Annotated in this window: 31 protein-coding genes and 6 tRNA genes; 28 read left to right on the top strand and 9 right to left on the bottom strand. The window is 37.6% G+C overall.

Annotation, left to right across the window (positions count from 1 at the left end):
* Positions 1 to 11: 11 nt before the first annotated feature.
* The 7 genes from FCU45_RS03095 to FCU45_RS03065 all read right to left on the bottom strand — a co-directional run bounded on the left by FCU45_RS03095 (position 12) and on the right by FCU45_RS03065 (position 1,931).
* Positions 12 to 88: transfer RNA gene (locus tag FCU45_RS03095), tRNA-Asp, on the bottom strand.
* Positions 89 to 210: 122 nt separating this feature from the next.
* Positions 211 to 286: transfer RNA gene (locus tag FCU45_RS03090), tRNA-Val, on the bottom strand.
* A 32-nt stretch (positions 287 to 318) separates the two neighbouring features.
* Positions 319 to 394: transfer RNA gene (locus tag FCU45_RS03085), tRNA-Glu, on the bottom strand.
* 122 nt (positions 395 to 516) lie between these two features.
* Positions 517 to 592: transfer RNA gene (locus FCU45_RS03080), tRNA-Val, on the bottom strand.
* An 8-nt stretch (positions 593 to 600) separates the two neighbouring features.
* Positions 601 to 677: transfer RNA gene (locus tag FCU45_RS03075), tRNA-Asp, on the bottom strand.
* A 14-nt stretch (positions 678 to 691) separates the two neighbouring features.
* Positions 692 to 767 (bottom strand) — tRNA-Lys (locus FCU45_RS03070).
* 75 nt (positions 768 to 842) lie between these two features.
* Positions 843 to 1,931, bottom strand: a complete 1,089-nt coding sequence (locus tag FCU45_RS03065; protein ID WP_137012179.1) for a CinA family protein — start codon at positions 1,929 to 1,931, stop codon at positions 843 to 845.
* A 122-nt stretch (positions 1,932 to 2,053) separates the two neighbouring features.
* On the opposite strand from FCU45_RS03065, the gene ileS reads away from it, so the two are divergent.
* Positions 2,054 to 4,813, top strand: a complete 2,760-nt coding sequence (gene ileS, locus FCU45_RS03060) for an isoleucine--tRNA ligase (protein WP_137012177.1) — start codon at positions 2,054 to 2,056, stop codon at positions 4,811 to 4,813.
* A gap of 101 nt (positions 4,814 to 4,914) precedes the next feature.
* Here ileS and FCU45_RS03055 read toward each other — a convergent pair whose 3' ends face one another.
* On the bottom strand, positions 4,915 to 5,883 hold the full coding sequence (locus FCU45_RS03055; RefSeq protein WP_137012175.1) for an integron integrase: 969 nt from the start codon (positions 5,881 to 5,883) through the stop codon (positions 4,915 to 4,917).
* Between the two features lie 348 nt (positions 5,884 to 6,231).
* On the opposite strand from FCU45_RS03055, the gene FCU45_RS03050 reads away from it, so the two are divergent.
* The 20 genes from FCU45_RS03050 (at position 6,232) to FCU45_RS02960 (ending at position 19,568) form a co-directional block, all read left to right on the top strand.
* On the top strand, positions 6,232 to 7,044 hold the full coding sequence (locus FCU45_RS03050; protein ID WP_137012537.1) for a zinc-ribbon domain-containing protein: 813 nt from the start codon (positions 6,232 to 6,234) through the stop codon (positions 7,042 to 7,044).
* A 173-nt stretch (positions 7,045 to 7,217) separates the two neighbouring features.
* On the top strand, positions 7,218 to 7,826 hold the full coding sequence (locus FCU45_RS03045; protein ID WP_137012173.1) for a hypothetical protein: 609 nt from the start codon (positions 7,218 to 7,220) through the stop codon (positions 7,824 to 7,826).
* Positions 7,827 to 8,059: 233 nt separating this feature from the next.
* Complete coding sequence (locus FCU45_RS03040) at positions 8,060 to 8,386, top strand: hypothetical protein (protein ID WP_137012171.1); 327 nt, start codon at positions 8,060 to 8,062, stop codon at positions 8,384 to 8,386.
* A gap of 239 nt (positions 8,387 to 8,625) precedes the next feature.
* Positions 8,626 to 9,255, top strand: a complete 630-nt coding sequence (locus FCU45_RS03035) for a hypothetical protein (protein WP_137012169.1) — start codon at positions 8,626 to 8,628, stop codon at positions 9,253 to 9,255.
* Positions 9,256 to 9,515: 260 nt separating this feature from the next.
* Positions 9,516 to 10,049, top strand: a complete 534-nt coding sequence (locus tag FCU45_RS03030; protein ID WP_137012167.1) for a hypothetical protein — start codon at positions 9,516 to 9,518, stop codon at positions 10,047 to 10,049.
* Positions 10,050 to 10,196: 147 nt separating this feature from the next.
* Entirely contained in the window at positions 10,197 to 10,364 is a 168-nt protein-coding gene (locus FCU45_RS11570; protein ID WP_170175819.1) for a hypothetical protein, read from the top strand.
* Positions 10,327 to 10,557 (top strand): hypothetical protein, encoded by a 231-nt coding sequence (locus FCU45_RS03025; RefSeq protein ID WP_137012165.1) that lies wholly within the window; start codon positions 10,327 to 10,329, stop codon positions 10,555 to 10,557. Before FCU45_RS11570 ends, FCU45_RS03025 begins: the two co-directional genes overlap by 38 nt.
* Before the next feature lie 92 nt (positions 10,558 to 10,649).
* The gene (locus tag FCU45_RS03020; RefSeq protein ID WP_137012163.1) at positions 10,650 to 10,919 is read left to right on the top strand and encodes a DUF4160 domain-containing protein; all 270 of its coding nucleotides are present in this window, start codon (positions 10,650 to 10,652) and stop codon (positions 10,917 to 10,919) included.
* 9 nt (positions 10,920 to 10,928) lie between these two features.
* On the top strand, positions 10,929 to 11,165 hold the full coding sequence (locus FCU45_RS03015) for a DUF2442 domain-containing protein (protein ID WP_137012161.1): 237 nt from the start codon (positions 10,929 to 10,931) through the stop codon (positions 11,163 to 11,165).
* A 153-nt stretch (positions 11,166 to 11,318) separates the two neighbouring features.
* Positions 11,319 to 11,975 carry a type II restriction-modification system restriction endonuclease gene (locus tag FCU45_RS03010; RefSeq protein WP_137012159.1) on the top strand — a complete coding sequence of 219 codons (657 nt, stop codon included), beginning with the start codon at positions 11,319 to 11,321 and terminating at the stop codon, positions 11,973 to 11,975.
* A gap of 1 nt (position 11,976) precedes the next feature.
* Entirely contained in the window at positions 11,977 to 13,512 is a 1,536-nt protein-coding gene (locus FCU45_RS03005; RefSeq protein WP_137012157.1) for a DNA methyltransferase family protein, read from the top strand.
* Between the two features lie 47 nt (positions 13,513 to 13,559).
* On the top strand, positions 13,560 to 13,979 hold the full coding sequence (locus tag FCU45_RS03000) for a GNAT family N-acetyltransferase (protein ID WP_137012155.1): 420 nt from the start codon (positions 13,560 to 13,562) through the stop codon (positions 13,977 to 13,979).
* A 52-nt stretch (positions 13,980 to 14,031) separates the two neighbouring features.
* Positions 14,032 to 14,454, top strand: a complete 423-nt coding sequence (locus FCU45_RS02995) for a DUF3995 domain-containing protein (RefSeq protein WP_137012153.1) — start codon at positions 14,032 to 14,034, stop codon at positions 14,452 to 14,454.
* 86 nt (positions 14,455 to 14,540) lie between these two features.
* On the top strand, positions 14,541 to 14,813 hold the full coding sequence (locus tag FCU45_RS02990; RefSeq protein WP_137012151.1) for a type II toxin-antitoxin system Phd/YefM family antitoxin: 273 nt from the start codon (positions 14,541 to 14,543) through the stop codon (positions 14,811 to 14,813).
* Positions 14,810 to 15,139 (top strand): type II toxin-antitoxin system RelE/ParE family toxin, encoded by a 330-nt coding sequence (locus FCU45_RS02985; RefSeq protein ID WP_137012149.1) that lies wholly within the window; start codon positions 14,810 to 14,812, stop codon positions 15,137 to 15,139. Before FCU45_RS02990 ends, FCU45_RS02985 begins: the two co-directional genes overlap by 4 nt.
* A 60-nt stretch (positions 15,140 to 15,199) precedes the next feature.
* On the top strand, positions 15,200 to 15,811 hold the full coding sequence (locus FCU45_RS02980) for a cation efflux transmembrane domain-containing protein (protein WP_137012147.1): 612 nt from the start codon (positions 15,200 to 15,202) through the stop codon (positions 15,809 to 15,811).
* A gap of 75 nt (positions 15,812 to 15,886) precedes the next feature.
* On the top strand, positions 15,887 to 17,230 hold the full coding sequence (gene gatA / locus FCU45_RS02975; protein ID WP_137012145.1) for an Asp-tRNA(Asn)/Glu-tRNA(Gln) amidotransferase subunit GatA: 1,344 nt from the start codon (positions 15,887 to 15,889) through the stop codon (positions 17,228 to 17,230).
* A gap of 10 nt (positions 17,231 to 17,240) precedes the next feature.
* Positions 17,241 to 17,525 carry a heavy-metal-associated domain-containing protein gene (locus FCU45_RS02970; RefSeq protein WP_137012143.1) on the top strand — a complete coding sequence of 95 codons (285 nt, stop codon included), beginning with the start codon at positions 17,241 to 17,243 and terminating at the stop codon, positions 17,523 to 17,525.
* 96 nt (positions 17,526 to 17,621) lie between these two features.
* Positions 17,622 to 19,067, top strand: a complete 1,446-nt coding sequence (gene guaB, locus FCU45_RS02965; RefSeq protein WP_137012141.1) for an IMP dehydrogenase — start codon at positions 17,622 to 17,624, stop codon at positions 19,065 to 19,067.
* 15 nt (positions 19,068 to 19,082) lie between these two features.
* Positions 19,083 to 19,568 (top strand): RDD family protein, encoded by a 486-nt coding sequence (locus FCU45_RS02960; protein WP_137012139.1) that lies wholly within the window; start codon positions 19,083 to 19,085, stop codon positions 19,566 to 19,568.
* A 14-nt stretch (positions 19,569 to 19,582) separates the two neighbouring features.
* On the opposite strand, the gene FCU45_RS02955 is transcribed toward FCU45_RS02960, so the two are convergent.
* On the bottom strand, positions 19,583 to 20,623 hold the full coding sequence (locus FCU45_RS02955) for a hypothetical protein (RefSeq protein WP_137012137.1): 1,041 nt from the start codon (positions 20,621 to 20,623) through the stop codon (positions 19,583 to 19,585).
* A gap of 157 nt (positions 20,624 to 20,780) precedes the next feature.
* Between FCU45_RS02955 and FCU45_RS02950 the strand changes: the two genes are divergently transcribed.
* The 7 genes from FCU45_RS02950 (at position 20,781) to FCU45_RS02920 (ending at position 26,259) form a co-directional block, all read left to right on the top strand.
* Entirely contained in the window at positions 20,781 to 21,746 is a 966-nt protein-coding gene (locus FCU45_RS02950; protein WP_137012135.1) for an SLAC1 anion channel family protein, read from the top strand.
* 3 nt (positions 21,747 to 21,749) lie between these two features.
* On the top strand, positions 21,750 to 22,136 hold the full coding sequence (locus tag FCU45_RS02945; RefSeq protein ID WP_137012133.1) for a DUF6858 family protein: 387 nt from the start codon (positions 21,750 to 21,752) through the stop codon (positions 22,134 to 22,136).
* Between the two features lie 79 nt (positions 22,137 to 22,215).
* Positions 22,216 to 23,481 (top strand): O-acetylhomoserine aminocarboxypropyltransferase/cysteine synthase family protein, encoded by a 1,266-nt coding sequence (locus FCU45_RS02940; RefSeq protein WP_137012131.1) that lies wholly within the window; start codon positions 22,216 to 22,218, stop codon positions 23,479 to 23,481.
* Position 23,482: 1 nt separating this feature from the next.
* On the top strand, positions 23,483 to 24,589 hold the full coding sequence (metX, locus tag FCU45_RS02935) for a homoserine O-acetyltransferase MetX (RefSeq protein WP_137012129.1): 1,107 nt from the start codon (positions 23,483 to 23,485) through the stop codon (positions 24,587 to 24,589).
* Complete coding sequence (gene xseB / locus FCU45_RS02930) at positions 24,582 to 24,794, top strand: exodeoxyribonuclease VII small subunit (protein WP_137012127.1); 213 nt, start codon at positions 24,582 to 24,584, stop codon at positions 24,792 to 24,794. Before metX ends, xseB begins: the two co-directional genes overlap by 8 nt.
* Positions 24,794 to 25,591 carry a carbon-nitrogen hydrolase family protein gene (locus tag FCU45_RS02925; RefSeq protein WP_137012125.1) on the top strand — a complete coding sequence of 266 codons (798 nt, stop codon included), beginning with the start codon at positions 24,794 to 24,796 and terminating at the stop codon, positions 25,589 to 25,591. The genes xseB and FCU45_RS02925 overlap by 1 nt, the downstream gene beginning before the upstream one ends.
* A complete protein-coding gene (locus FCU45_RS02920) occupies positions 25,588 to 26,259 on the top strand; it encodes a HesA/MoeB/ThiF family protein (RefSeq protein ID WP_137012123.1) in 672 nt (223 codons plus the stop codon). Before FCU45_RS02925 ends, FCU45_RS02920 begins: the two co-directional genes overlap by 4 nt.
* The last annotated feature ends 3 nt before the right edge of the window (positions 26,260 to 26,262 follow it).

Genomic DNA, 26,262 nt, shown 5'->3' with positions numbered 1-26,262 from the left:
TAAAAAGGTAGTGGCGCGGTGGACGGGACTCGAACCCGCGACCCCCTGCGTGACAGGCAGGTATTCTAACCAACTGAACTACCACCGCGCATTGAAGAGTTGTTTCTAAAAGAGTTTTTAAAAACTTGTTTTTTGTATTAGACAAGGCAAATTTTAATGAAGCATAGTGAACTATGCGAATTGAAATTTAACGCAGTATAATCAAAAAAATGGTGGGCACTACTGGACTCGAACCAGTGACATCTACCTTGTAAGGGTAGCGCTCTACCAACTGAGCTAAGCGCCCATTTTTTAACTTATATATAACACCATGTTTTGTGGCGACCCCTAAAGGATTTGAACCTCTGTCCCTACCATGAAGTGATAGTGTCCTTGGCCACTAGACGAAAGGGTCACTTTCATTAAACAAAAGGTTTTGTAAAATAACTTGGATTTTTTGATTTTAGATGTGCTAAGGTTTTGGCGAAGCGTACTAAAGTACGTGAGTCAAAAGCTTTGTGCATATAAAACAAAAAATGGTGGGCACTACTGGACTCGAACCAGTGACATCTACCTTGTAAGGGTAGCGCTCTACCAACTGAGCTAAGCGCCCTAAAAAAGTGGCGCGGTGGACGGGACTCGAACCCGCGACCCCCTGCGTGACAGGCAGGTATTCTAACCAACTGAACTACCACCGCTTTTTTAGTATATATGGTGTCCTGTGATGGATTCGAACCATCGGCCACATCATTAAAAGTGACGTGCTCTACCAGCTGAGCTAACAAGACATTTTCCTCTATTTGTTAAGAGGTCGAAATTATAGGCAAATAGGTTTTAATTGTCAAGATAAAAAGAGGTAAATTTTAAAAAAACATCTCTTTGTCTATCAATAGCAACATCTTGATTGCATAAAGCACACTTTGATGCTGAATATAGTTTCTATCTCCGTTTAAATTCAAACGGCTCTCTTGATGTTTTGTTTTAGTTCTTATGCCGACATATACGGTTCCTACGGGTTTATATTTTGTTCCGCCGCTATCACCCGCAACCCCGCTTATAGATATGGAGTAGTCTGCTTCACTGACACTCAGCGCACCCTCGCTCATCTCCTCTACGACTTCACTGCTAACAGCACCGTACTCTTCAAGCGTTTTTATATTTACGCCTAGCCAGCTCTCTTTGATCCTGTTTGCGTATGTAACCAAAGAGCCTTCGACTATTTTTGACGCACCGTTGTTCTTTGTAAAGTAGTAGCTCAGAAGCCCGCCCGTACAACTTTCGGCAAAAGTTATCTTTTTGTTGCTGGATGAGAGTTTCTCTATAATGTAAGTGATTATATTTGTTGCGGCGATTATTCTGTTTGGCAGAAGCTGCTTTGCCGAGCCTATAAATTTGGATATATTTCCATACTTCTTACTTCTTATCTCAATTCTCAACCATCCATCTATAAGGTTTACTATATCAATTTTTAGATCATACATCTGTGCAATAGGAGCGAGCATTACTACCGCGCTATCCCTATCCTCTTCAAAAAGATGTATGGTCGCACTTGACTCTTCAAAATCAAATAGTATTTCGGGGAGTTTTTGCATCTCGTCTACATGCATAACATTTGTAGCAGAGTTTTTGTACTCCAAAAGGTAGCTTCCCTCTTCAAAAACCGAACTGTTTGAGGGTATAAGCATCTCATCTTTTAGTATCTGGTTATCGCTTGTTACAGTGCAGAGCAGTTTTCCAACCGTTGAGAAGTGCTGTTTTGATGTAACTATAATATATCTGTTTGCCTGATGAAGCTCTTTTTCCAAATATAAAAAAAGTGAATTATCGCTCTCTTTAAAAAAAGTTATCGAGTCTATAAAATCTGTTTTTTGCTCAATTTTTCTGATTATATACTCTCTTAGAGGAGTGTTGTATATAAATTTATTTCCGATTAACAAAAGATGGAGTTTCATCGCGTAAATAGCCTTTTTGCAAAAATAATTCCCTCCATTATAACACTGTTTTTGCCATTTAAAGTAGCTTTTAAAGGCTTCAAGGATATAATGCAAAAATTTTTACACGATTTGGGACATACATGGATTACAAAGATACGCTACTTTTACCGACTACTAAATTTGAGATGAGAGGCAATCTTATCAACAACGAACCAAAAAGATACGCTTCTTGGGATGAGAAGAGAGTATACGAGAAGATGAAAGCCAACCGCAAGGATGCTAAAAGCTTTACTCTTCACGACGGTCCTCCATACGCAAACGGCAATACGCACATCGGTCATGCACTCAATAAGATCTTAAAAGATATAATCATAAAACATAACTATTTTAACGGCAGATCAGTGCGTTTTACTCCGGGCTGGGATTGTCACGGTCTTCCGATCGAGCAGCAGGTAGAGAAAAAAGTAGGCGGCAAACAGAAAAAAGAGCTTCTTGGTGCTGCAAAAGTAAGAGAACTTTGCCGTGCTCACGCATCTGAGTTTGTCGATATCCAAAGAGAAGAGTTTAAAAAACTGGGCATCATCGCGGACTGGGAAAACCCTTATGTCACGATGGATTATAAATTTGAAGCAAACATCTACCGCACACTTTGCAATGTTGCAAAAAAAGGTCTTTTAATAGAGCGAAGCAAGCCTGTTTTTTGGTCGTGGGCTGAGAGAACCGCTCTTGCAGAAGCCGAAGTAGAGTATGAGGACAAAGAGGATTACTCGATCTTTATCGCATTTGAACTTGAGCCTGAGGCAAAAGCAAAACTCTCTATAGACTCAAAAGCGGCTCTTGTCATCTGGACAACAACTCCATGGACGATACCTGCAAATACTGGAATATCGCTCAATCCTGAGGAGGAGTATGTTCTAACAACAACTGGTTACATCGTTGCTAAAAAACTTCTGGAGTCTCTAAAAGAGCAAGGCATCTTAAGCGGCGAAGTAGCTAAGACTTTTCATGCAAAAGAGTTTGAAAATCTTCTTGCACTCAATCCTCTAAACGGCAGAACTTCTCGCGTAGTTTTAGGGGAGCACGTTCTTGTTGAAAACGGTACAGGGTGTGTTCACACGGCTCCTGGGCACGGTGAAGATGACTACCGCATAGGTCTTGTTTATGACCTTGAAGTCGTTATGCCCGTAGATGAGACTGGATGCTATGACAATACTATTGTCAGAGACAGCCTTATCCCGAATGCAGAGGAGTTTGTTGGGCGTCATATCTTCAAAGCAAACGAAGACCTGATTGATCTTATGGGTAGCAGCGTTATACACGTCTCAAAGTTTAAGCACTCATACCCGCACTGCTGGAGAAGCCACACGCCTCTTATCTTCAGAGCTACAAAACAGTGGTTTATCAGCGTAGACGGCACCCCAAAGGGTGAGAGCAAAACGCTCAGAGAGATCGCTCTTGATGAAGTTGAAAAGACTCTTTTTTACCCTCAAAGCGGTAAGAACAGACTCAAGTCAATGGTCGAGAACCGTCCGGACTGGTGTATCTCACGCCAAAGAGACTGGGGTGTTCCGATAGCGTTTTTTAGAGTAAAAGCGACAGGCGAAGTTCTTCTTGATGAGAAGGTCTTGAACTTTACGGCAATGATATTTGAGATGCACGGAAGCGATGCGTGGTACTCTATGCCGACAGAGCAGCTGCTCTACCCGGGTGCAGGATACTGTGCGGACGAACTTGAAAAGGTAACTGACATTTTAGATGTCTGGTTTGACAGCGGCTCTACTTGGTATAGCGTTCTGAAATCACGCAACTACGATGCAGGCGAATACCCTGCCGACCTCTATGTCGAGGGAAGCGATCAGCACCGCGGCTGGTTCCAGTCATCTATGTTCTTAAGTGCAGCTGTCGAGCATAAAGCGCCATACAAAGGAGTCCTTACTCACGGTTTCACTGTTGATGAAAAAGGTGAGAAGATGTCCAAGTCAAAAGGCAACGTTGTCGCACCTGAGAAGGTCTTAAAAGAGTACGGAAGTGAGATTTTACGTCTTTGGGTTGCTTCAAGCGACTATCAGGGAGACCTAAAAATATCTCAAGGCATTCTAAAACAGACGGCGGAGAACTACCGTAAACTGAGAAACACTTTTAGAATTATGCTTGCAAACATAAACGACCTAAAAGCGATAACTCCTTATGAAGAGATGGGCGAGCTTGACAAGTGGATACTCGGCGAAGCAAAAGAGGTATTTGACGCGGTTCACAAATCATTTAGCGGCTATAACTTCGTTCACGGTATGAGCCTTCTTAACAACTTTATCGTAAATGAATTAAGCGGAATTTACATCGACATCACAAAAGATTCTCTCTACTGCGATGGCAAAGATGACGCTAAGAGAAACGCAAGCCAGAGCGCGATGGCTATTATCGTCAAGTCGCTTCTTGGGCTGATCGCACCAATACTTACTTACACGGCAGATGAGATCGTAGAGAACGCTCCTGCGATCATCAAAGGCGACAAAGAAGACATCTTTGATTTTGTATATGAGAGCATAGAAGACGTAAAATCTGAGTTCAATGTTGATTATATGTTTGCTGCAAGAGAGAGTTTTTACGAAAAAGTAGATGCTCTTAAAAAAGAGAAAGTCATAAAAAACACTCTTGAACTTGTACTCTACACAGAGTCGCAAAGTGTTCTTAAAATGGACAAAACAGAGGCTGAAGACTGGTTCGTGGTCTCTGGCGTTATAGAGGGCGAAACATCTGTGGAGCTTGGAACATTCATAGTAGAGGGCGATACGTTCATCATAGCAAAAGCTACAAAAGCAAAATGCCCAAGATGTTGGAAATATCAGTCCCAGAACGAAGAGAGCACTTGCCCGAGATGTTTAAAGGTTTTAAATGCCTAACTTTGCAGAACCTGTAACTTTTACATTTATTGCAGCTACCATAGCTGTGATATTTGTCATGGTTGGCATCGGAATAGCCCTCATCAAACTGGGGAAGAAGTCTATAAATCCAGAGGGCTTATAACTTTACTCTTATTCATTTCAGAAACTACATGAGTATATATCATAGTTGTTTCAACACTTTTGTGCCCTAAAAGTTCTTGAATTGAACGTAAATCTATTCCAGCTTGTAACAAATGAGTGGCATAACTATGTCTAAATATGTGAGAGGTCACTCGTTTATGTATACCTGCTTTTTGAGAAGCAATTTTAATATTTCTACCTAAAGTGGCGGGATGTATATGATGTCTTCTTACAGTTTCACTTCTTGGATCTTTAGAAACATTATTCATAGGAAACAGGAACTGCCATTTTGTTTCATGCTTGGCTTGAGGATTTTTCTTTTCTAGCGCAAATGGTAAAAATACGGAGCCATAACCATCTTTTAAGTCTTTTTTATGAATAGTCTCAACATAATCAACTTGTGCTAATAATCTCTGTTTTAATTTTAAAGGTAAAGGAACGGTTCTATCTTTAAGAGACTTACTGTCCCAAATATATACTTTATCAAATCCAAAATCTATATCTTTGATTCTTAAATTAAGTGCTTCATTCATTCTTAGTCCGCAACCATACATAAGTGACACAAGCAACTGATAAACACCGGTCACATTTTCTAAAATATTTTGCACCTCTTCTTTTGTAAGTACAACCGGAATATGCTTTCTCTCCTGTGCTCTTAATGCTTGAATGTTTTCATTGCTCATATCCATACCAAGGACTTCTTTGTATAAAAATAGTAGCGCACTGAAAGCTTGGTTCTGAGTTGTTGGAGAGACATTTCTCTCTACAGCAAGGTATGTTAAAAACTTTTCTATCTCAATTTTGCCCATCTCTAATGGATGTTTTTTATCATGAAAAAAAATATACTGTTTTATCCAACCGATATAAGTTTTTTCCGTAGAATAACTATAGTGCTTAAATCTGATTTTATCTCTAACAATATCAAGCAATTTCTTTTTAACAACCATATAAGTCTCCAATAATTATCTTACACAATGTGCGAATAATGGATTTTTTAACAATTATCTAACAAGATGCTCAAATAACGCACAATTTCTTGCTAAAAGTTTTTCTTAAGTTTTAAAAAGTATAGTCACTTTCAGTCTAAATTTTTAATTTTATGACAATTTGTCATATTTTTTTGAAAACTTTTAAATAAAAAATTATTATTCGAATATTTTTTGTATTAGATAATGTTTCTATTCAGTATATATATGTTAAAGTATTCATACAATAAATAGTTAGATGACAGATTTTACTTAAAATTTAAAATGTAACTATTTATTCAGCACAAATTAAATAACTGGAGATTAGAAATGAGTGAAAAAAAAGAAATAGTTTTTGAAGATGGACTTTATTCAAGTATAAAATTCTTAGAACATTGCACAAATGAAGAGTTAGCACCATTGGTTAAAATATTAACAGATAGTTCTACATCAAAATTAGATAGTAAAGATGAATATAAAGAACATTATCCAAATCATCAAAAATATGTACATGAAATTATAGATGACTATGAAAAATTTGGAGGCAATACATTCGCCAATATGTGGAGAGGGTATGGTGTTGGATATAGTGAAATACTAGAAGATGTATGTAAACAAATGAAAGTTAATATGCCAGATGGTGCTTCATTAAACACAATGGAACTATCATTAGTTACAAAAATGACAGAAGAAGCCATTGAGAAAATGACTCCAGAAGAGTTAGAAGAATTTGCAAAAGGTATTAACCCTAAAGCAACAGACTTTTCAAAACAAGCAGTTTTGATTATCGCTAGAGTAGCTATAAAACAAGCAGGTTTTACTGCATATAAATTATTAACAAAATTAATTTATATTATCGGAACAAAAATTTTAGGCAAAACTGTTCCTTTTGTTGTTTATCAAACTTCAACAAAATGGCTAGGTGCTTTTGCCGGACCGGTAGGTCTAGCCTTAACAACTGCTTGGACACTTTTTGATATTGCAGGTCCAGCATTTAGAGTAACAATTCCATCAACAATATATATTGCATCATTAAGACAAGCTAAATTATATGAAGCTTCACATAATAAATGTCCAAAGTGCGAAACCTCGAATGAAACAAATGCAAAATTCTGTGCAGAATGTGGAACTACATTGGTTTGATTTTAACTTTTAAGTAGTGAAATATCTAACAAAACTTTGGAGAGAAATAAATGCCCTCGGCGATTTTTTTAAACTTATGAAATATACTTAAAAAAGAAATTTACAAGACTTGAAGAACTACTAAAAAGGCATTTATTTCTCAAGTCAACCGTTATCATTCATAAGGGGACAAAGTGTCACGAGCAATTTCCATAGAGACAATCATCGAATCCACTTTAGACGGTATTGATGAATCATTTGAATTTTATCAAGAATGGAGTGGAGGGGAATGGCTATGGAATGCACCTGAATATTTCATTACGGTAAAAATTGCAGAAAACATAGCCAAAATTAATGGAGCGAAATATATTACATTAGAAGATAATGTAAAGTACATATTAGACCTTGCACAACTGAAAGGAAAAGCTCAAGCTTCGGAAAAAGCTAGAGCAAATGGACGAAGTGACATTGTTCTTTGGTATGGCAACGAAAAACCAAGAGCTATTATCGAAGTAAAAAATGCTGTTTTTGGACTTAATAATATTTTAGAAGATATTGAAAGAATACAAGATGTATTAGAAAAATTCACTTTGCAATTTTGTCTTATTGCATTTTACATGGATAGACATTATGAAAAAGGTAATGCGAATCAAAAAGTAGAAGAAAATGTCTATAAAATTTTTGAAGAAACAAAAGAAAAATATCCAAAAATGACTTGTGAATTATATTTTCGTAAAAATAAAATTATTGGTGATGATACTGATGCGTGGTCTTCGGTAGTCATTTTATTTAAAGCCAAATGATAACAAATCAGTGGAGCCAATAAATTACCCTGCGGGAAATTTATTGGCTCATTTCAAACGTTATCCGCTCGCTACGCGACCGGATAACGGGGGCGCGGGCTGAACACCCGCTAGTCATCTGTCGCATAGCGCCAGATAACAAGCGGTTGCACCGAGCACCCAAACAAAAAATTAAAATTTTTTATTCGGGAGTCGGTGACCCGCGCCCCCGTTAGACTATACTAGGAGAAATAATGAGATATTCATACCAAGCTGAAAAACTATCTGCTGCACGTGCTGCTTTGATGCTTCCCCATTATGGAGGTGAAGCACAATCAATTGTAGATGCATTTCATGAATGTTCTCTTGCATTTAATCAATTTGATGAAAGTCAGCTAGATGAAACTGCTAGGAACTGGATTCGTAAACTCAAAGAGTTTATGGATACTAATGACGTAATTGATGATTCAGGTGAAGGTACGTGGATGGTAAAAGCACGTAGTTTTTCAGTAGATGAACAACGAGAAATTTCACATATCATTGACGAACTTGCTTCTTGGTTTGATATGGACGATGTCTAACAAACCAAAGGAGACCAATCAAAAACCCGCGAGCGGCTTTTTGATTGCTCATTTTAAACGTTATCCGCTCGCTACGCGACCGGATAACGGGGGCGCGGGCTGAACACCCGCTAGTCATCTGTCGCATAGCGCCAGATAACAAGCGGTTGCACCGAGCACCCAAACAAAAAATTAAAATTTTTTATTCGGGAGTCGGTGACCCGCGCCCCCGTTAGAAGATAAAAGGAGTTAAGCACAAAGTGGAAGAAAAATCAGCAAAATATGGACTTATTGGAACAATCATCGCTGCAATTATTGCAGGTGCAATAGCATTATATATTCATAACGATACAAAGTCAGAACAACAAAAAATTGCAGAAATAGAAAAAAAAGCCAATAAATCAAAAGACACAGCAAACTTAACTATTTCAAATGTTTTTATGCCTGAGATAAATACAAAAATAGAATCATCTTTTTTTATGAAAATATCAAACAATTCACTAAATGATGCTAAAAATTTAAATGTAAAAATAAATTTTGGTGAAGCCGAAATTGTAAAATGTGAAACACAACCTATTAATATATTTCAAGAAAATCAAAATTATGACAGTAGTATTATTTCATTTGATGTGCAAAGTATAAATAAAAAAGATAAATTATATGTATATTGTCTAACTTCACTCCCAATTTTTGATTCAATACTAATAACTGGTTCAAACCTTTTTCAAAATGAACAATATACATATGAGCAATATAAGTCGAAAGAAGACCATATTAATTCAAGAGTCCCAACCTTTTTCAAAATTATTGGAGGCATACTCTTTGTAATTTTTGCAGGATATTTTACAATTGTATCAATTACATTATTTAATAGAAAGTTGAATTTATAATGCTTTTAACTACACTTCTAACAAGTACTTGGAGAGAAATAAGTTACCCTGCGGGCAAACTTATTTCTCAAGACAGTCGTTATCCGCTCGCTACGCGACCGGATAACGGGGGCGCGGGCTGAACACCCGCTAGTCATCTGTCGCATAGCGCCAGATAACAAGCGGTTGCACCGAGCACCCAAACAAAAAATTAAAATTTTTTATTCGGGAGTCGGTGACCCGCGCCCCCGTTATATCTTAAATTAAAAGGCATATTTATCGTGAATCATCAAAATATATTGTCAGAAGATACAAATAAAATAAAAACTAAACTTTTTGTTTTTTCTGGAGTTTCATTATTTATAGGACTGGCAGAAGTTTTACCAACAGAATTGTCTGTAATAGGTTTAAATTTTGAACAAAATGAAAAAATATTAGGTTGGTTTTTATTTTCAATAACAGTATTTTTACTTATTTATTTTTCAACGATTGCTAGTTTAAATGTTGTTAGATATTTCAAAGATTACTTTATAAGTAAAAAAGTGAAAACATTAACTGGAGATACTATAGGTTTAACCTATGAAGAAATTGGAGAAATGTATGATAGAGAAGAACAATATTCAGATGACGAACCAAGAGGTTCATTAAATGATGAAGCACAAGATATACAAAGAAAAATAAAAGCTTTAGAAGAGAGATTTGATAAAAATCACCTTACTTTTTATAATATAATTGAAATTATATTTAATTATATTACACCCATAGTTTTAGCAGTAGTAAGCATAGGATATTTATATTGTTTTTTAACACATTAGAAGATGATATAACAAATCATTGGAGAGAAATAAATTACCCTGCGGTTAATTTATTTCTCAACTCAAACGTTATGCTCAGTTTTCAAGCTTTACTGAAAGTTGAACACAGCTATATTTATTATAGTGAGTTCAAAATGGGAGGAAGTCATGAAAAAAGTATTATTTGGAATTGTAGCAGTTACTGCGTTAGCAATATCACTTTATGCTGGTGTATTAACTGGTCAAAGTCAAAATGGTATCAACACTATTTGTTATTATAGTGATGGTGGAGTTATAAATGCTGGTTCTGGCGGAATTTGTCCTGCGACAAATTAAAGGTGAGTTTAACGGTTTTAAAGATGAGAAAACAATCTTTGAAATGCAGAGTGGTTCAAAATGGCAACAAGCTGAATATAAATATAACTATCATTATGCGTTTATGCCTAAGGCTAAAATAATTGAAGAACTTGGAAACTATTATATTCAAGTTGATAGTATGAACGATAAAGTTTTGGTTAAAAAACTATAGTATCTAAGCTTAAAGCTTAGATACTTTTCAGAAATTCTACACTTAGCAATTTAAAAATGTTATAATTCACTAAATAAGTTAGAGGTTTAACAATGGCAATTATTTCGATGTTTTATGGGATTATCATCTCAATGTACTATTTTGACAACAGAAAACACAAGCTTCCACATATCCATGTAAAATATCAAGGTGAACAAGCGATATTTACTATTCCAGAAGGTGAATTACTTGAGGGAGATATGAAAACAAGTAAAAGAAAGCTTCTAGAAGCATGGATTGAAATTCACCAAGATGAGTTAATGGCTGATTGGGAATTAGCTATCAACGGTGAAGAAATTTTTAAAATTGAGCCTTTAAAATAGGAGTTACAAATGACACCAAATATAGTAGATGTGAAAGCACAAGATGATTATAAAATTTTACTTTCTTTTGAAAATGGAGAAAAGAAAATTTTTGATATGAAGCCGTATATTGATAAAGGCTTTTTTAAACAACTTCAAGATAAAACTTACTTTAAAACAGTCAAACCTCATTTTGACTCTATTCAATGGGCAAATGGGCAAGACTTATCTCCTGACACTTTGTACTTAGACAGCCACTTAGCATAACAAAACATAGGAGCTAATAAGTTACCTAATGGTCACTTATTAGCTCTATTTAAACGTTAGATATACAAAAAAATTCACTTCAATTAGAAATATTAATTGAAACAATATATGCTCTTAACGAAAAAATGTATATAATAAAAAATAAGGAATAAAATGTCTAAAGTAAAATTAACTATCGAGCAGTTACAAAAAGAAGCAAAAGAATTTGCAGAAGTAGAGTCAATTCATAATGACCCAGAGCTATATGGTGTAACAGATGGCAAAGCAGTAGGAACATATCTTGAACACAAGTTTCAAGCCTTTCTTCATGAAAAGTATGATTATGTAGAAGGGTCATCAGCTAAAGGAATGGATTTCCCAGAGCTATATATTGATATGAAAGTAACAAGCATTAAGCAACCTCAATCTTCATCTCCTTTCAAATCAGCACGACAAAAAATTTATGGCTTAGGTTATGCCCTGTTGATTTTTGTATATGATAAAACTGATAATCAAGAAGAGAAAACAGGTCGCTTAAAAATTCTCCATACTGTATATGTTGAAGATTATAGAACGGGTGATTTTCAAACCACAACAGGATTAAAAAAAATACTTGAAAATGATGGCAATATTGACGATGTTTTAGCATTTTTTGGAGAAAGAATGCTACCTTTAGATGAAATACAAGCACAAACTTTAGCTGAAGAAGTTATTGGAAATCCACCTGAAATTGGTTACTTGACAATTTCAAATGCTCTTCAATGGCGATTACAATACAGTAGAGTAATTCAAAAAGCAGGTGAAATTACAGGAATTCAAAAGGTCCTATAATATGAAACAAATAGAATTTGGTGATTTTCAAACTCCAAATATATTAACAGAACAAGTCATACAGCTTCTTTCTAATGAATTGCCCACACCTAACATTGTTATTGAACCAACATGTGGTTTAGGTAATTTTATAGAAGAAGCTTACAATGAATGGAATGATAAGTGTAAATATTTTGGCTTTGAAATAAATAGTGAATATTATGAACTTACAAAAAATAAATTTGCATATACTGATAATATTAAAATAAAATCACAAAATTTCTTTTCATTCGATTGGAACTCTTTTTTTAAAAATTTAGCTAATAAAGAGATAGCTATTATAGGTAATCCACCGTGGGTAAGTAATTCAACAATGGGTAACTTAGATGGAAACAACTTACCAAAAAAATCTAACTTTCAAAAGCTGAAAGGTTTTGATGCAAAAACTGGAAAATCTAATTTTGATATTGCAGAATGGATAATAATAGAGTTAATAGAATCCACAAAATTATGCACAGGGTACTTAGCATTTCTATGTAAAACTGCTACAGCTAGAAAAATCCTTACTTACTTTTGGAAAAAAAATATAAATATTGGCGAAGCTAATCTTTACCTTATTAATGCAAAAAAAGATTTTAATGTCTCAGTAGATGCTTGCTTATTTGTTGTGAACTTTTCAACAAAAGATGAAAACAAATATGCATCTGTTTATTCATCATTAGTAAGTGATAAAAAATTACTTTACAAGTTTGGTATGTATAAAGAACAATTAATATCAAACTTAACAGATTATAAACAATATGAATATTTAGATGGTTTTTCTAGCTACACATGGCGTTCTGGTATAAAACATGACGCATCAAAAGTTATGGAATTAACTTTAAAAAACGATGAACTAGTCAATGGTTTTGGCGAAGTTGTTGATATTGAAGATACTTATATCTATCCATTATTAAAATCTTCAGATATTGGAAATAGTCGCCTAGTACCTAGAAGATTTGTTATTGTGACTCAAAGAAAAGTTGGTGAAGACACAAGTATTATTGAAACTATTGCACCAAAAACATGGGAATATTTAAATCAGCATATTTCTAAGTTAAATAATCGTAAAAGTTCAATCTATAAAAACAAACCATTGTTTTCTATTTTTGGAATTGGAAAATACAGTTTTTCTAATTGGAAGGTAGGTATTTCTGGCTTATATAAAAATATTACATTTTGTACAATCCCTCCCTATCAAGATAAGCCAATAATGTTAGACGATACTTGTTATTTTATTCCCTGTAATTCGGAAGAAGAAGCAAAGTATTGGACTAAGCTTTTAAATTCTGATGAGATGAAAAAATTTCTACACTCTTTAATATTTATTGATGCGAAACGACCTGTTACAGTTGATATTCTAAAGCGTATAAACATGGCTTCATTATCAAAAAAGTTTGCTGAATCTGAAATTGCCAATAAATACTTAAAGTTTTCAGGGATGGAAACACGAGGTCAAGCTTCTTTTGTATTTGAACAACAACCTAAATATCTAACAACACCTAGCACCGAACAGTGAACTGTCGGTGAAGTCAACCGTTAGACATTAATAGAGGAGAACAATAAATGGTGCAATTTAAATTTATTGAAGACAGTAAAATCTATTCAATTATTCCCTTCCTTAAAATATTGAATAACACTATCTCCGATGATATTTTAAAACAACGGCTTGATGAAATGCTTACACAAGGCTATCGATGCATCGGCATTTTTGATGAGGATAAACTCATTGGGATATGTGGTATTTGGATATTGACAAAATACTATGTAGGCAAACATATAGAACCTGACAATATAATCATCTTGCCCAAATATCAAAATCAAAAAATCGGCACAAAACTAATGTCATGGATCTATGACTATGCCAAACAAAATAACTGTATTGCAAGTGAGTTAAATTGCTACATCGGTAATGAACAAGCGCATAAATTCTGGAAAAAGGAAGGGTATGAAGTCATTGCTCTACACTTTCAAAAAAAAATTTGAAGATATCTAACAATTACGAGAAGTGCAATAGTTATACCCACAAAGGAACACGATGGATTTTATAGCAATCATTACAATTTTTACATTAATCATTATGGGACTGTTTCATTTTTATTGGGCTTTTGGTGGAAAAATTGGATTAGACAAAGCTTTACCGACTAAAGATGGAAAACTATTATTAAATCCAAGTAAAACATTAACATTTTTTGTCGGCATTATTTTGGTACTGTTTGCATATATTGCATATGCTTTGCAGTTTTATGATTTTACAATCAATGAAAATCGAAACTTTTATTTATATAGTGGAATATTTTTATCTACTATTTTTACCTTAAGAGCAATAGGTGAGTTCAATGCTGTTGGGTTTTTCAAAAAAATAAAAGACACAGAGTTTGCAATTTACGATACAAAATATTTTTCACCACTGTGTTTGATATTAGGTATTATGTTTGCTGTATTGATATACAAGGCATAGCAAATCAGTTGGCTGAACTCCTGTTAGTATTACACTTGAAAATTCAGTCTTAATATGGTACCATTTAAAGACCGAAGGAGTTTGTCATGCAAATTATAAACGATATAAAACCAGTTACTTACTTAAAAAGTAGAGCAGCTGATGTACTAAAACATATTAATGAAACCCATAGACCTATGATTATCACACAAAATGGTGAAGCAAAGGCAGTTATTCAAGATCCAAAAAGCTATGAGGATATGAAAAATGCCATTTCACTTTTAAAGCTACTTTCTTTTGCAGAAGAAGAGATTAAAAATGGAAATACACATAATGAAGAAGATGTATTTAACTCTGTAGAAGAACTACTTAAAAAATGAGTGAGACATATAAGCTAAAATGGACTTCAAACGCAAAAGATGACCTTTTAAATATTGTTGCATATATAAAACAAGATAGTCCTAGTATTGCAAATGATATATATCAAAAAATAAGAAAAAAAGCCCATTCAAGCAACTTTTTTCCTCTAAAAGGCAGAGTTGTTCCTGAACTTCAAAAAGAGGGAATCACTTTTTATAGGGAAGTAGTGGCAACACCATGGAGAATTATATATAAAGTTGGAAATGACACTGTCTATATCATGGCAATTTTGGATTCAAGACAAAATGTTGAAGAATTGTTATTACAAAAGCTTTTAAAAAGCTAGATGCTAGGAAAATCATTTCTCAATTCAAACGTTAAACACAAACTAAAGATAGGAGAATAGATGTCAGGTTGTAATTGCGGAACTGAACAAGCAGATAAACTAGAGAGAAAAACGCTCCTAGCACTTCTATATATAAATGCGTTTATGTTTGTCACTGAGTTGATCGCAGGGTTGCTGGCGCAATCTACAGGATTGATTGCCGATTCACTCGATATGCTCGCAGATGCGGCGGTATACGGTCTTTCGTTCTATGCTGTCGGCAAAGGAGTATTGCATCAGGCAAAAGCGGCTCAAATCAGCGGTTACCTTCAAGTCATACTGGGTCTTGGCGTTTTATTTGAAGTCGTTAGGCTGTTACTGTTTGGCAGCGAGCCTCAAAGCGCATTGATCATCTCCATCGGGGCTGTCGCTTTAGTGGCTAATATTATCTGCCTCGTATTGATCTCCAAGCACAGAGACGGAGGCGTACATATGAGAGCCTCTTGGATATTTTCAACAAATGATGTTATAGCAAATCTGGGAGTAATACTCTCGGGTGTGCTTGTCGCCGTGATGGGCAGTCGCTTTCCCGATCTAATAGTTGGAACAATCATTTCACTTATAGTCATCCGCGGAGGAATCAATATACTCAAAGATGCAAAACAAACGCGTGAATCAGCTAAATGCGCCTGACAAAACCCCGCTAAAGAAAAAACAGACGCATTTTGCTATAATACACCCAATAATTTATAAAGATAGGAAAAATCAGTGATCACGTTAAAAGAAGCATTAAAACTAAACAAAGACGAACTTGCAAAATTTAAAGAAGAGCTAAAAACAAATATAGAAAAAAATGCAGATATTAACGCATACATCGATATTCACAATGTCGGCGAAGGGGTGCCGATAGCTATAAAGGACAACATTCAGGTAAAAGATTGGTCTGTGACATCAGGCTCAAAGATCCTTCAAGGCTATATAGCTCCATACAATGCAACGGTCATAGAGAAGATGCTTGTTGCTGGGCTTAGTCCGTTTGGGAGAACAAATATGGATGAGTTCGCTATGGGCAGTACAACCGAGTCAAGCTTTTACGGCAAAACCCTGAACCCTCACAACAAAGATTGCGTTCCGGGTGGAAGCTCAGGCGGAAGTGCGGCGGCTGTTGCAGCAGGTCTTGCCATTGCTGCTCTTGGAAGTGACACGGGAGGAAGTATCCGCCAGCCTGCCTCTTTTTGCGGAATCGTCGGGATGAAACCGACTTACGGCAGAGTTAGCCGTTACGGTTTGGGAGCTTACGCTTCATCACTAGACCAGATAGGACCTATGACTCAAAATGTTGAAGATGCGGCGATTTTGTATGACATCATCAGCGGACATGACGAAAAAGACTCAACAAGTGCGAATAAAAACGACAAAGTAAGCGACAAACTAAACGCTTCAAGAAAACTCAAAATTGCAGTTTTGCCAAAGCATATCCAAAACGCAAGCGATGATGTAAAAAAAGCTTATGAGTTAGCAATAACCGCTCTTAAAAATGCAGGGCATGAGATAGTAGAAGCTGAGTTAATGGACGCGAAATTTGACATCTCCGCTTACTACATTACGGCAACAGCAGAAGCTACTACGAACCTAGCTCGTTATGACGGCATCCGCTATGGAAACAGAGTTGTCGGAAAAGACCTAAACGACACATTTATCCAGACTAGAAGCCAAGGTTTTGGAGATGAAGTAAAACGCCGTATCTTGCTTGGAAACTTCGTTCTATCAAGCGGATACTATGAAGCTTACTACGTAAAAGCGCAAAAAACAAGACACCTCATAAAAGAGCAATACTCTAAAATATTTGAGAATGTCGACCTGATACTCTCGCCAGTTGCACCGACAACAGCAAACAAGTTTGGAGAGCTCTCAACTCCGATGGAGATGTATTTAAGCGACCTCTACACCATCAGCGTAAACCTTGCAGGGCTTCCTGCCATCTCTGTTCCTGTTGCAAAAAGCTCTGAGGGTATGCCGATAGGTCTTCAGCTCATTGCAAATGCTTATGAGGAGCAGACACTCTTTGATGGAGCGTTAAGCTTAGAAGAGCAGATAAAATATAACTCTTAAAGGAGATATTATGCAAAAAAGTTTCAAAGCGCTGAACATCAAATGCGACGGCTGTGCAAACACCGTGAAAAAAGCACTCAAAGCTGAGTTTGGCGAAACTGACGTAGATCTGACGCAAGAGCCAAGAGTCGTAACACTCTACATAAAAGATGAAGAAGCGGAGCTTAGTTTTCGCAAAAAGATGAGATCACTCGGCTACCCACTAGAAGACGAAGATCTAAGAGCGTTCACAAAAGGCGGACTTAAAGCTAAAAGTTTCCTCTCATGTGCAATTGGAAAGATAAATCAAGAGTAATCAAAACCCGCTTTACCTCTTTTTAACCACAAAAAAGCTATAATCCAGAGAATTTTATAGCAACATAAAAACTTTTACCCCCTTAAAAGGATGACCATGAAAATTCGTAAACGCGCCCTAACGTTTGAAGACGTGCTTCTTGTACCTCAATACTCTGAAATACTGCCAAAAGAGGTCTCATTAGAGACAAAACTTACACGTAACATAACACTAAAAATCCCTATGGTCTCAGCTGCAATGGATACAGTGACCGAATACAGAGCCGCTATTGCCATGGCAAGACTCGGCGGGATCGGAATTATCCATAAAAACATGGATATAGAGACTCAATGCAAACAGGTTAAAAAAGTTAAAAAGAGCGAGAGTGGAGTGATAATAGACCCGATCTATGTTCACCCTGAAGCTACACTTGCAGAAGCAAGCGCGCTTATGGATGAGTTCAAGATCTCGGGTGTTCCAGTTATTGACGCTCATAACAAGCTTTTGGGAATCCTTACAAACCGCGATATGAGATTTCAAAAAGATATGAGCAAGCGCGCTGATGAAGTGATGACAAAAATGCCTCTTATAACGGCTAAAAAAGGTATCTCTCTTGATGAAGCGGCTGACATTATGCACCAAAACAAGATCGAAAAACTACCGATTATAGATGATGAGGGCTTTTTAAAAGGTCTTGTAACTATCAAAGATATTAAAAAACGCATAGAGTATCCAAACTCAAACAAAGACTCTTTTGGCAGACTAATTGTCGGTGCCGCTATCGGTGTTGGGCAGTATGATCGCGCAAAAGCTCTGGTAGATGCGGGAGTTGATGTTTTGGTTCTTGACTCTGCACACGGTCACTCAAAAGGAATACTAGACACTGTTAAAAAGATCAAAGAGACAATGGAAGTTGACGTGATCGCAGGAAATATCGCGACTGCAGAAGCTGTTGAGGCACTTATACAAGCGGGAGCAGACGGCGTGAAAGTCGGTATAGGACCTGGTTCAATATGTACTACGCGTATTGTTGCAGGTGTCGGTGTTCCTCAAATCACAGCCATTGCAGAGTGTGCTGATGCAGCTAGAAAACACGGTATTCCTGTTATCGCTGATGGCGGTATCAAATACTCTGGCGACATAGCAAAAGCACTTGCTGTTGGAGCTAGCTGTATCATGGCAGGCTCTCTTTTAGCGGGAACCGAAGAGTCACCGGGCGACACAATTATGTTTCAAGGACGTCAATACAAATCATACCGCGGTATGGGAAGTATAGGCGCTATGCAAAAAGGCTCGAACGACAGATATTTCCAAGAGGGAACTGCAGCTGACAAGCTTGTTCCTGAAGGGATCGAAGGGCGTGTTCCGTTCCGCGGAAGCATTGCAGGGATCGTTCATCAGATGATGGGCGGACTTCGCTCATCTATGGGATATTGCGGAAGCGAGAGCATTGAAGCATTTTGGGATAAAGCAGAGTTTGTAGAGATAACTAGTGCTGGTCTAAAAGAGAGCCACGTTCACGACGTTATCATAACTCAAGAAGCTCCAAATTACCACATATAAAGCAAAGGGAGATTTATGAATGAAGTGAAATATGCGGGTTTTTGGATTCGCTTTTTTGCCTCATTCTTAGACACTCTTTTTCTTGCACTTCCCGTTGGAATAATCATCTATTTTTTAAGCGGAGGCGACTGGTTCGACTTCTCACAGTTTCAACAAAATATGGCTTACGCAATGAGCGGCAACGCCGAAAAAGCATTAGCAAATCAACCGCCCAAATCACTCAGATGGGAGCTTCTTTTTGAGTTTTCTGTTCTTATTGTCACGCTGATGTTTTGGAGAAGATGGCAGGGTGCGACTCCGGGGAAGAAATTTTTCCGTGTCAAGATCGTGGACGCAAACAGCTTTGAAGATATTGACAACAAGCAGGCGATCACCCGCTCATTAGGCTATATCGCATCTACACTTATTCTACTGATCGGTTTTTTTATGGTCGCTTTTAGAGATGACAAAAGAGGTCTGCATGACCTCCTTGCAGGAACCGCAGTTATCTACGATTCGTAGCAGCGCATACCCTGTTAAACTCTTAGATCAACCTCTTGGAGCAACCCTGCTCCGCCGTTCTCTTTTAAAAATATTGAGCTCTCACGCATCTTTGCCACCATTTCGTTTTGAGCATCTGCGAGATCAAAAGTGGTCATTGCCGAACCTAGATAAAGCGCACCCACATCTTTGGCTTTTAGTGAGTGTAGCTCTTCATTGCCATCTTCATCTTTTGTCCAGATAAGCAGTTTTTCAAAGATGGAATCACTCTCGTCTATCCACATATTGCCATCTTCATCATACGCAGAGAGTTCATCAAATCCGTTGCCCAAAGTCGGTCCAAAGAGTTCGCTTCCGTCGTTGACCTTACAGTCACCGTTTTTGTCAAGTGCTAAAAAACCGCTCCCCTCGCCCACAAATGAGAACTCGTCATCTTTGCCGTCAAGGTCAAGATCAAAAATGTGCTTTACAGTGCTCATGGTAACAGTGTTACCGCCAAAATTAAGCACAAGCGGGTCTATCAAAGCGTCTCCCGCTTTGAACGAGAGGCTCTCATGCGTTGCCGTAGTTCTGTTCATACTAAACGCCACTTTAAAGTCTATCTCTCTTCCATCTTCAGTGCTCACGCTCCCGCTTGCAGAGAACTTTAGCTCTTCGCTGCGAACTTCACTGCGGCTGTAACTGTAATCAACTCCCCACCCGACTCTCTGAGGTGCCCCGCCCTCTTTTGCACTGTTTTTTGAATGCAGATCGGCTACTTCGCTTCTGTTGGAAGAGTTGTCATGACGGTATAGAGATAAGTTTATTTTCTTCCCCGTTAAAGCCTCAATAACTCTTAAAATAGCCATCAATTTAGGGTCAATTGAGACCTCAAAATACTCCTCTTGGGAGATGCCCAGCTTCGCATTTTGCTCCATCTTTTTGAAGTTTTTTGAAAGCTCCAGCCTGTCACCGCCTCTTAGTCGCTCGGGTGCATCTTCCTCTTTGTTCCAGATATGTAAACTCTCACTCTCCTCAATCTTATGACTTTTTTGATATGAGGAGAAGAGCGAGACATCTGATTGTTCTATCTTCATCTTGTCTCCTTAATTGTTGAGACTAAATCGGCTAATTTTGATTCTCTTTTTAGAAGAAGTTTTATTATGACTTTTTCTTGACAATTTATTGACATTTATGCAAAACTATAGTAAAATTTATCAAAATTATAATTTTAAATAATATTAGAGGTTTTTTATGGAAATGATTATAGAAGAGAAGAACAGACTTAAATTCTTTCCCGTAATGATGTATGCTATTGTAATGGGTCTAAGCGGACTTACTATCACATATCAAAAAGCTGCCATTTGGCTCAATTTTCCACATATCATCGGTGAGATTCTTATGTATGTTACAACAGCTGTTTTTATAGCTGTCTCATATATCTACCTAAAGAAATTTTTTAAATACAAAGTAGCGGTAAAAAATGAGTTTTCCCATCCCGTTCGCATAAACTTTTTTGCAGCGATCTCTATCTCTATGCTTATGCTTGCCATAATATACAAAGAGAGCTATCCTGCTATAAGTGCCGTTTTTTGGTATCCTGGAACTCTGCTTCATTTTTATCTCACAATGCACACTATAGCTTTTTGGATAAATGAAAATCAGCAGTTAGACCACTCAAACCCTGCGTGGTTTATTCCTATTGTCGGTAATGTTTTAGTTCCGGTTGCAGGTGTAGGTTTTGTAAACTTGGGTCTGCTTATGTATTTCTTCAGTGTCGGGATGTTCTTTTGGATCATCCTATTTGCCGTTATTCTCAACAGAATAATTTTTCATAACCAGATGGCGGTAAAATTCGTACCTACGCTCTTTATACTCATCGCTCCTCCGGCAGTCGGTTTTATAGCCTACTTTAAGATGTTTGGCGTTATCGACGTATTTGCTCTTATGCTCTTTAATATGGCGGTATTCTTTACTCTTTTGGTAGCTTTTATGTATAAAAATTTTATAAAATTAAAGTTTTTCATCTCATGGTGGGCATTTGTTTTTCCGCTCGCTGCCATGGCGATAAGCTCTATGCTGATGTACCATGAAAGGGAGTGCTTGCCTCTGCTGCTTCTCTCTTACTTTATGGTCGGGGTTGTTACAATTGTCATACTTATAGTTGCGTATCAGACGCTGTTGCACATGAAGAAAAAAGAGATCTGCATTAAGGAGTAGAAAATGAAAAAAACGATTTTTATGGAAAAGTATCCGGTTTACAGTCTGGAGTTATCAAAAAATGAGATAAAAGTCTCATCTGCGAATGAAGCTATTGAGTATTTTAAAGAAAAAATATTAAAACATCCCATTGCTGAATTTATCGCTGTGTTTGACCACTACTCCCACACAAAGAAACTGGGCGGAGAGATGGTCGATGGACTAGTTGATGCAAAAAATATTATTTTTTGTTTCGGGCAAGCGATCCCAAACACAAAAATACTCGCAGCAAGACCTAGAAGTATAGGAATTTGTGAATTTAACGATAGAATTGTGATAGACTTTATGGAGGCTCCAAAAGAGGAGCTGCACGCACTTATGGAGGGCTGGGCAAAGGGATTAAAGAAGTAAATAGAGCCCGTTTAAAACTAACATTAAACCATTTTAGATAGAATAGCAACAATTATTTTTAAAACGGGGGATATATAAAATGGATTTACAGACTAGAGCACTTCACGAGGGTTATGAAAAAGGGGCTGAGGGGGCTATGGCAGTTCCTATTTATCAGACAACGGCTTATGAATTTAGAGATGCCGAGCATGCAGGAAATCTATTTTCCCTAAAAGAACTTGGGTATATCTATACTCGTTTAAACAATCCTACTACAGATGTATTTGAGAAGAGATTTGCTTCTCTTGAAGGCGGCGAGGCTGCTCTTGCAACATCAAGCGGAATGAGCGCTATCTTCTTTGCTATTGCCAATGCAGCAGAGGCAGGAGATAACATTGTTTGTGCTAAACAGCTTTACGGCGGAACTCTGACTCAGACCGCGCATACCCTTAAGAGATTTGGCATTGAGGCTAGATTTTTTAATGTTCATGACACTGATGCTATGGAAGCACTCATAGATGACAAGACAAAAGTGATATTTTTTGAGTCTCTGACAAACCCGAGCATTGACGTAGCAGACATCGAAGCAATAACTAAGATCGCAAACAAGTATGGCATTTTGACGGTAGTGGACAACACAGTTGCAACCCCTGTTTTATGCCGTCCGTTTGAGCATGGAGTTGATGTTACGGTTCATAGTGCGAGTAAATACACAACCGGTCAAGGTCTTGCTATCGGAGGTATTTTGGTTGAGAGAAAAGGGCTTGTTGAAAAACTAAAGGCAAACCCTCGTTATGCACACTTTAACGAGCCTGATCACTCGTATCACGGTCTTGTCTATGTTGATGTGCCTCTTCCGCCATTTACGCTTCGTGCCCGCCTCTCACTTCTGCGTGATCTGGGCGCTGTTGTCTCTCCGTTTAACTCTTGGCTGTTTATTCAAGGGATCGAGACGTTGTCTCTTCGTATGAGAGAGCACTCAAAAAACGCACTTGAACTTGCAGAGTTTTTGGAGTCTCACCCTAAAGTAAAAAAGGTAAACTATCCAGGGTTAAAGAGCAATGCAAACTATCAAAATGCTCAAAAATATTTTGACAACGGTGCAAGCAGCGGTCTTTTAAGCTTTGAAGTTGGCTCTCTTGAAGAGGCTGTAAAGATCGTAGATGCTACTAAGCTCTACTCTCTTGTCGTAAATATCGGTGACTCAAAGTCGATAATCACACACCCTGCTTCAACTACTCATCAGCAGCTTACACAAGAAGAGCTTATTGCCTGCGGAGTTCCTGCTGGACTTATTAGAATATCTTGCGGCCTTGAGAGCGCTGCAGACTTGATCGCGGATTTGAAACAGGCTCTAGAGGCGTAATTTGTCACTAAACTTAAAGACATACACAGAACATTTTACAAACCCGCTCTATCTTGAGAGCGGACGTATTTTAGAACCATACGATATAACTTACGAGACCTACGGCGAACTAAACGATGACAAAAGCAATGTTGTCGTCATATGTCATGCACTCACAGGTTCACACCACTGTGCAGGAACTTACGATGGAGATAAAAAACCGGGATGGTGGGACAATCTTATCGGCAGCTCCAAAGCAGTAGATACGGACAAATATTTTGTTATATGTACAAATGTTCTTGGCAGCTGTTTTGGCTCAACCGGACCTATGAGCCCGCAGCATCCGCACCATAACCCTTATCGTTATAAATTTCCTGTTATAACCATCAAAGATATGGTAAAAGCACAAAGAATTCTTTTTGACAAGCTCGGTATCCATAATGTTCATGCTATTATTGGCGGTTCAATGGGTGGTATGCAGGCGCTTCATTTTGCGATCCACTATCCCGATTTTGCTTCAAAGATAATATCTCTGGCAACAACGCACGCTACTCAGCCGTGGGCTATTGCCTTTAACAAGATATCCCAAGAGGCGATACTAAAAGATCCTGATTTTAAGGGCGGATATTATGAGAGCTCCGAAATAGCAAAGAGTGGGCTATCAGGCATGGCAGTGGGAAGAATGGCAGGACACATCAGTTTTCTCTCACCCGAATCCATGCAGAGCAAATTTGGCAGAGAGTATAGAGGAACTGACGGTCTTTACGAGCTTTTTGGAAAGTTTCAAGTGGAGATGTACTTGGAGTACAACGGCTACAACTTTACAAAGTGGTTTGATCCGCTCTCTTATCTCTATATAACTAAAGCGATAAACATATATGATCTATCTCGCGGATTTGACTCTTTGGGCGAAGCTCTGCAGAAAGTAAATGCCGAGCTTCATCTTATCAGCTTCAGCAACGATCTGCTATTTAGAAGCCATGAGATGAAAGAGATAAACGATACGCTTAAAGCCATAGGATACAAAAACCATAACTATCTTGATGTCCAGAGCGATTATGGGCATGACTCCTTTTTGGTAGAGGTCGATAAATTTGAAAAATATATTAAGGATGTGCTAAATGGCTAAAGAAAAAGAGGGCTTTACTGAAGAAACCATTGATTTTGAATCAAAACTGCAAAATGCCAAAAAAATTCTAGATACTTTGATGAACCCTGAGATCACACTCTCCGATAGCGTAAAAGCTTATGAACAAGGGATGAAAGAGTTAACCCAAGCTCAGAAGATCCTCGAAGAGGCAGAGATCAAGATCACGCAGATAAAAGGAGAGTAATGCGCGCCGCTGTACTTCAACTCAGTGCACAGGGAATGAGCTCGACCAAGCTCTATAACTACATCCGCATTGCCTCTAAGCAGGGAGTTAAAGTCCTTCTGCTTGGCGAGTACATATTAAACCCTTTTTTTAAAGAGCTTCAAAACCTCTCACCGTCTATGATAAAAGAGCACTCCGAGCATCAGATAAAAGTGTTAAGAGAGCTCTCTTCAACATACAAACTCACAATTATCGCTCCTATTATTATCGTAAAAAGAGGCAAAATATATAAAACTATTGCAAAATTTGCACCCTCCTCTACATCTTACTACCAGCAACAGCTTCTTATAAACTACTCGCACTGGAATGAAGAGAAGTTTTTTGCAAATGAGCAAAAAGCTATTGAATCCCCGTTGATATTCAAAATAGACGGATTTAAGTTTGGTGTTATGAGCGGGTTTGAACTACATTTTGATAAAATATTCGAAGAGATAAGTTCTAAAAATGTTGATTGTATTCTATTGCCGAGTGTCTCTACGTTTGACTCATACGAGAGGTGGAAAGCGCTAATACTCTCACGCGCCTTTACGCACAACTGCTATATTTTAAGAGCGAACAGAATCGGCGAGTACACTCAAGACGGCTTTACATGGTATTTTTACGGCGATTCGCTTCTGGCTTCGCCAAACGGAGAACTTCTTGAACACTTGGGAAACAAAGAGGAGCTTATGATCGTAGATATGCAGCACTCTGAAGTACTAAGGGCAAGAAAGTTTTGGGGTTTTAAAGAGACAATACATAAAAGGAGCTCTCTATGATGAAGTATTTTCACCGTCAAGTTCAGCTTTGGGGAGAAGATACCCAAAGAGAGTTGCAGCAAAAAAAGATAGCGATAGTAGGTGCAGGCGGACTTGGAAGTTCTTTAGCTTTTGCTTTAGGTGCAAGCGGGATAGGCGAGATCCATATGATCGATTTTGATGAAGTCTCCCTGCACAATATTCACCGCCAGATCGCCTTTAAAATGGGTGATGAGGGAAAGAATAAAGCAGTTGTGAATTGTGAGCTTATAGAGCAGAGATGCCCGTTTGTAAAAGCAATTGCTCATGAATGCAACTTCACTGAATGGTGCGAAAAAAATATAGAGGTCGATCTAATAATCGATGCGACCGACAATCTTCCAACTCGCGCAGAGATAAACGACTACTGCAGAGGCAAGAATCTACCTTGGATATATGGAAGTGTTGAGGCTTTTCACGGGCAAGTCTGTTTTTTTAAAGAGTCATCATTTAGAGATGCTTTTAAAATAACCTCAAAGACTCCTGAGGGGATTACTGCCCCGATAGTTATGCATATAGCCTCTCTTCAAGCAAATCTAGCACTTAGATACTTAGCAGGTCTGAGCGTTAAAAAGGATTGGCTCTACTACCTCTTTTTTAACAATGAAGGAGAGCTGATAACGCAAAAATTCTCTCTTCCAAAAGTGTAAGGA

It is taken from the genome of Sulfurimonas crateris, assembly GCF_005217605.1.
In the GTDB taxonomy this organism is placed as follows: Bacteria; Campylobacterota; Campylobacteria; order Campylobacterales; family Sulfurimonadaceae; genus Sulfurimonas; species Sulfurimonas crateris.
This window is presented reverse-complemented; position numbering and strand designations above follow the sequence as displayed.

Coding starts and splice junctions, on each gene's coding strand:
- FCU45_RS03065 (WP_137012179.1), bottom strand. CDS start 1,931: ATGAAACTCCATCTTTTGTTAATCGGAAATAAATTTATATACAACACT.
- FCU45_RS03025 (WP_137012165.1), top strand. CDS start 10,327: ATGCTGGTTCTGGCGGAATTTGTCCTGCGACAAATTAAAGGTGAGTTT.
- FCU45_RS02980 (WP_137012147.1), top strand. CDS start 15,200: ATGTCAGGTTGTAATTGCGGAACTGAACAAGCAGATAAACTAGAGAGA.
- FCU45_RS02990 (WP_137012151.1), top strand. CDS start 14,541: ATGCAAATTATAAACGATATAAAACCAGTTACTTACTTAAAAAGTAGA.
- FCU45_RS02970 (WP_137012143.1), top strand. CDS start 17,241: ATGCAAAAAAGTTTCAAAGCGCTGAACATCAAATGCGACGGCTGTGCA.
- ileS (WP_137012177.1), top strand. CDS start 2,054: ATGGATTACAAAGATACGCTACTTTTACCGACTACTAAATTTGAGATG.
- FCU45_RS03000 (WP_137012155.1), top strand. CDS start 13,560: ATGGTGCAATTTAAATTTATTGAAGACAGTAAAATCTATTCAATTATT.
- FCU45_RS02960 (WP_137012139.1), top strand. CDS start 19,083: ATGAATGAAGTGAAATATGCGGGTTTTTGGATTCGCTTTTTTGCCTCA.
- FCU45_RS02950 (WP_137012135.1), top strand. CDS start 20,781: ATGGAAATGATTATAGAAGAGAAGAACAGACTTAAATTCTTTCCCGTA.
- FCU45_RS03040 (WP_137012171.1), top strand. CDS start 8,060: ATGAGATATTCATACCAAGCTGAAAAACTATCTGCTGCACGTGCTGCT.
- FCU45_RS02920 (WP_137012123.1), top strand. CDS start 25,588: ATGATGAAGTATTTTCACCGTCAAGTTCAGCTTTGGGGAGAAGATACC.
- FCU45_RS03010 (WP_137012159.1), top strand. CDS start 11,319: ATGTCTAAAGTAAAATTAACTATCGAGCAGTTACAAAAAGAAGCAAAA.
- FCU45_RS03015 (WP_137012161.1), top strand. CDS start 10,929: ATGACACCAAATATAGTAGATGTGAAAGCACAAGATGATTATAAAATT.
- xseB (WP_137012127.1), top strand. CDS start 24,582: ATGGCTAAAGAAAAAGAGGGCTTTACTGAAGAAACCATTGATTTTGAA.
- FCU45_RS11570 (WP_170175819.1), top strand. CDS start 10,197: ATGAAAAAAGTATTATTTGGAATTGTAGCAGTTACTGCGTTAGCAATA.
- FCU45_RS02995 (WP_137012153.1), top strand. CDS start 14,032: ATGGATTTTATAGCAATCATTACAATTTTTACATTAATCATTATGGGA.
- FCU45_RS03055 (WP_137012175.1), bottom strand. CDS start 5,883: ATGGTTGTTAAAAAGAAATTGCTTGATATTGTTAGAGATAAAATCAGA.
- FCU45_RS02925 (WP_137012125.1), top strand. CDS start 24,794: ATGCGCGCCGCTGTACTTCAACTCAGTGCACAGGGAATGAGCTCGACC.
- FCU45_RS02955 (WP_137012137.1), bottom strand. CDS start 20,623: ATGAAGATAGAACAATCAGATGTCTCGCTCTTCTCCTCATATCAAAAA.
- FCU45_RS03020 (WP_137012163.1), top strand. CDS start 10,650: ATGGCAATTATTTCGATGTTTTATGGGATTATCATCTCAATGTACTAT.
- guaB (WP_137012141.1), top strand. CDS start 17,622: ATGAAAATTCGTAAACGCGCCCTAACGTTTGAAGACGTGCTTCTTGTA.
- FCU45_RS03005 (WP_137012157.1), top strand. CDS start 11,977: ATGAAACAAATAGAATTTGGTGATTTTCAAACTCCAAATATATTAACA.
- FCU45_RS03050 (WP_137012537.1), top strand. CDS start 6,232: ATGAGTGAAAAAAAAGAAATAGTTTTTGAAGATGGACTTTATTCAAGT.
- FCU45_RS02940 (WP_137012131.1), top strand. CDS start 22,216: ATGGATTTACAGACTAGAGCACTTCACGAGGGTTATGAAAAAGGGGCT.
- FCU45_RS02945 (WP_137012133.1), top strand. CDS start 21,750: ATGAAAAAAACGATTTTTATGGAAAAGTATCCGGTTTACAGTCTGGAG.
- FCU45_RS02985 (WP_137012149.1), top strand. CDS start 14,810: ATGAGTGAGACATATAAGCTAAAATGGACTTCAAACGCAAAAGATGAC.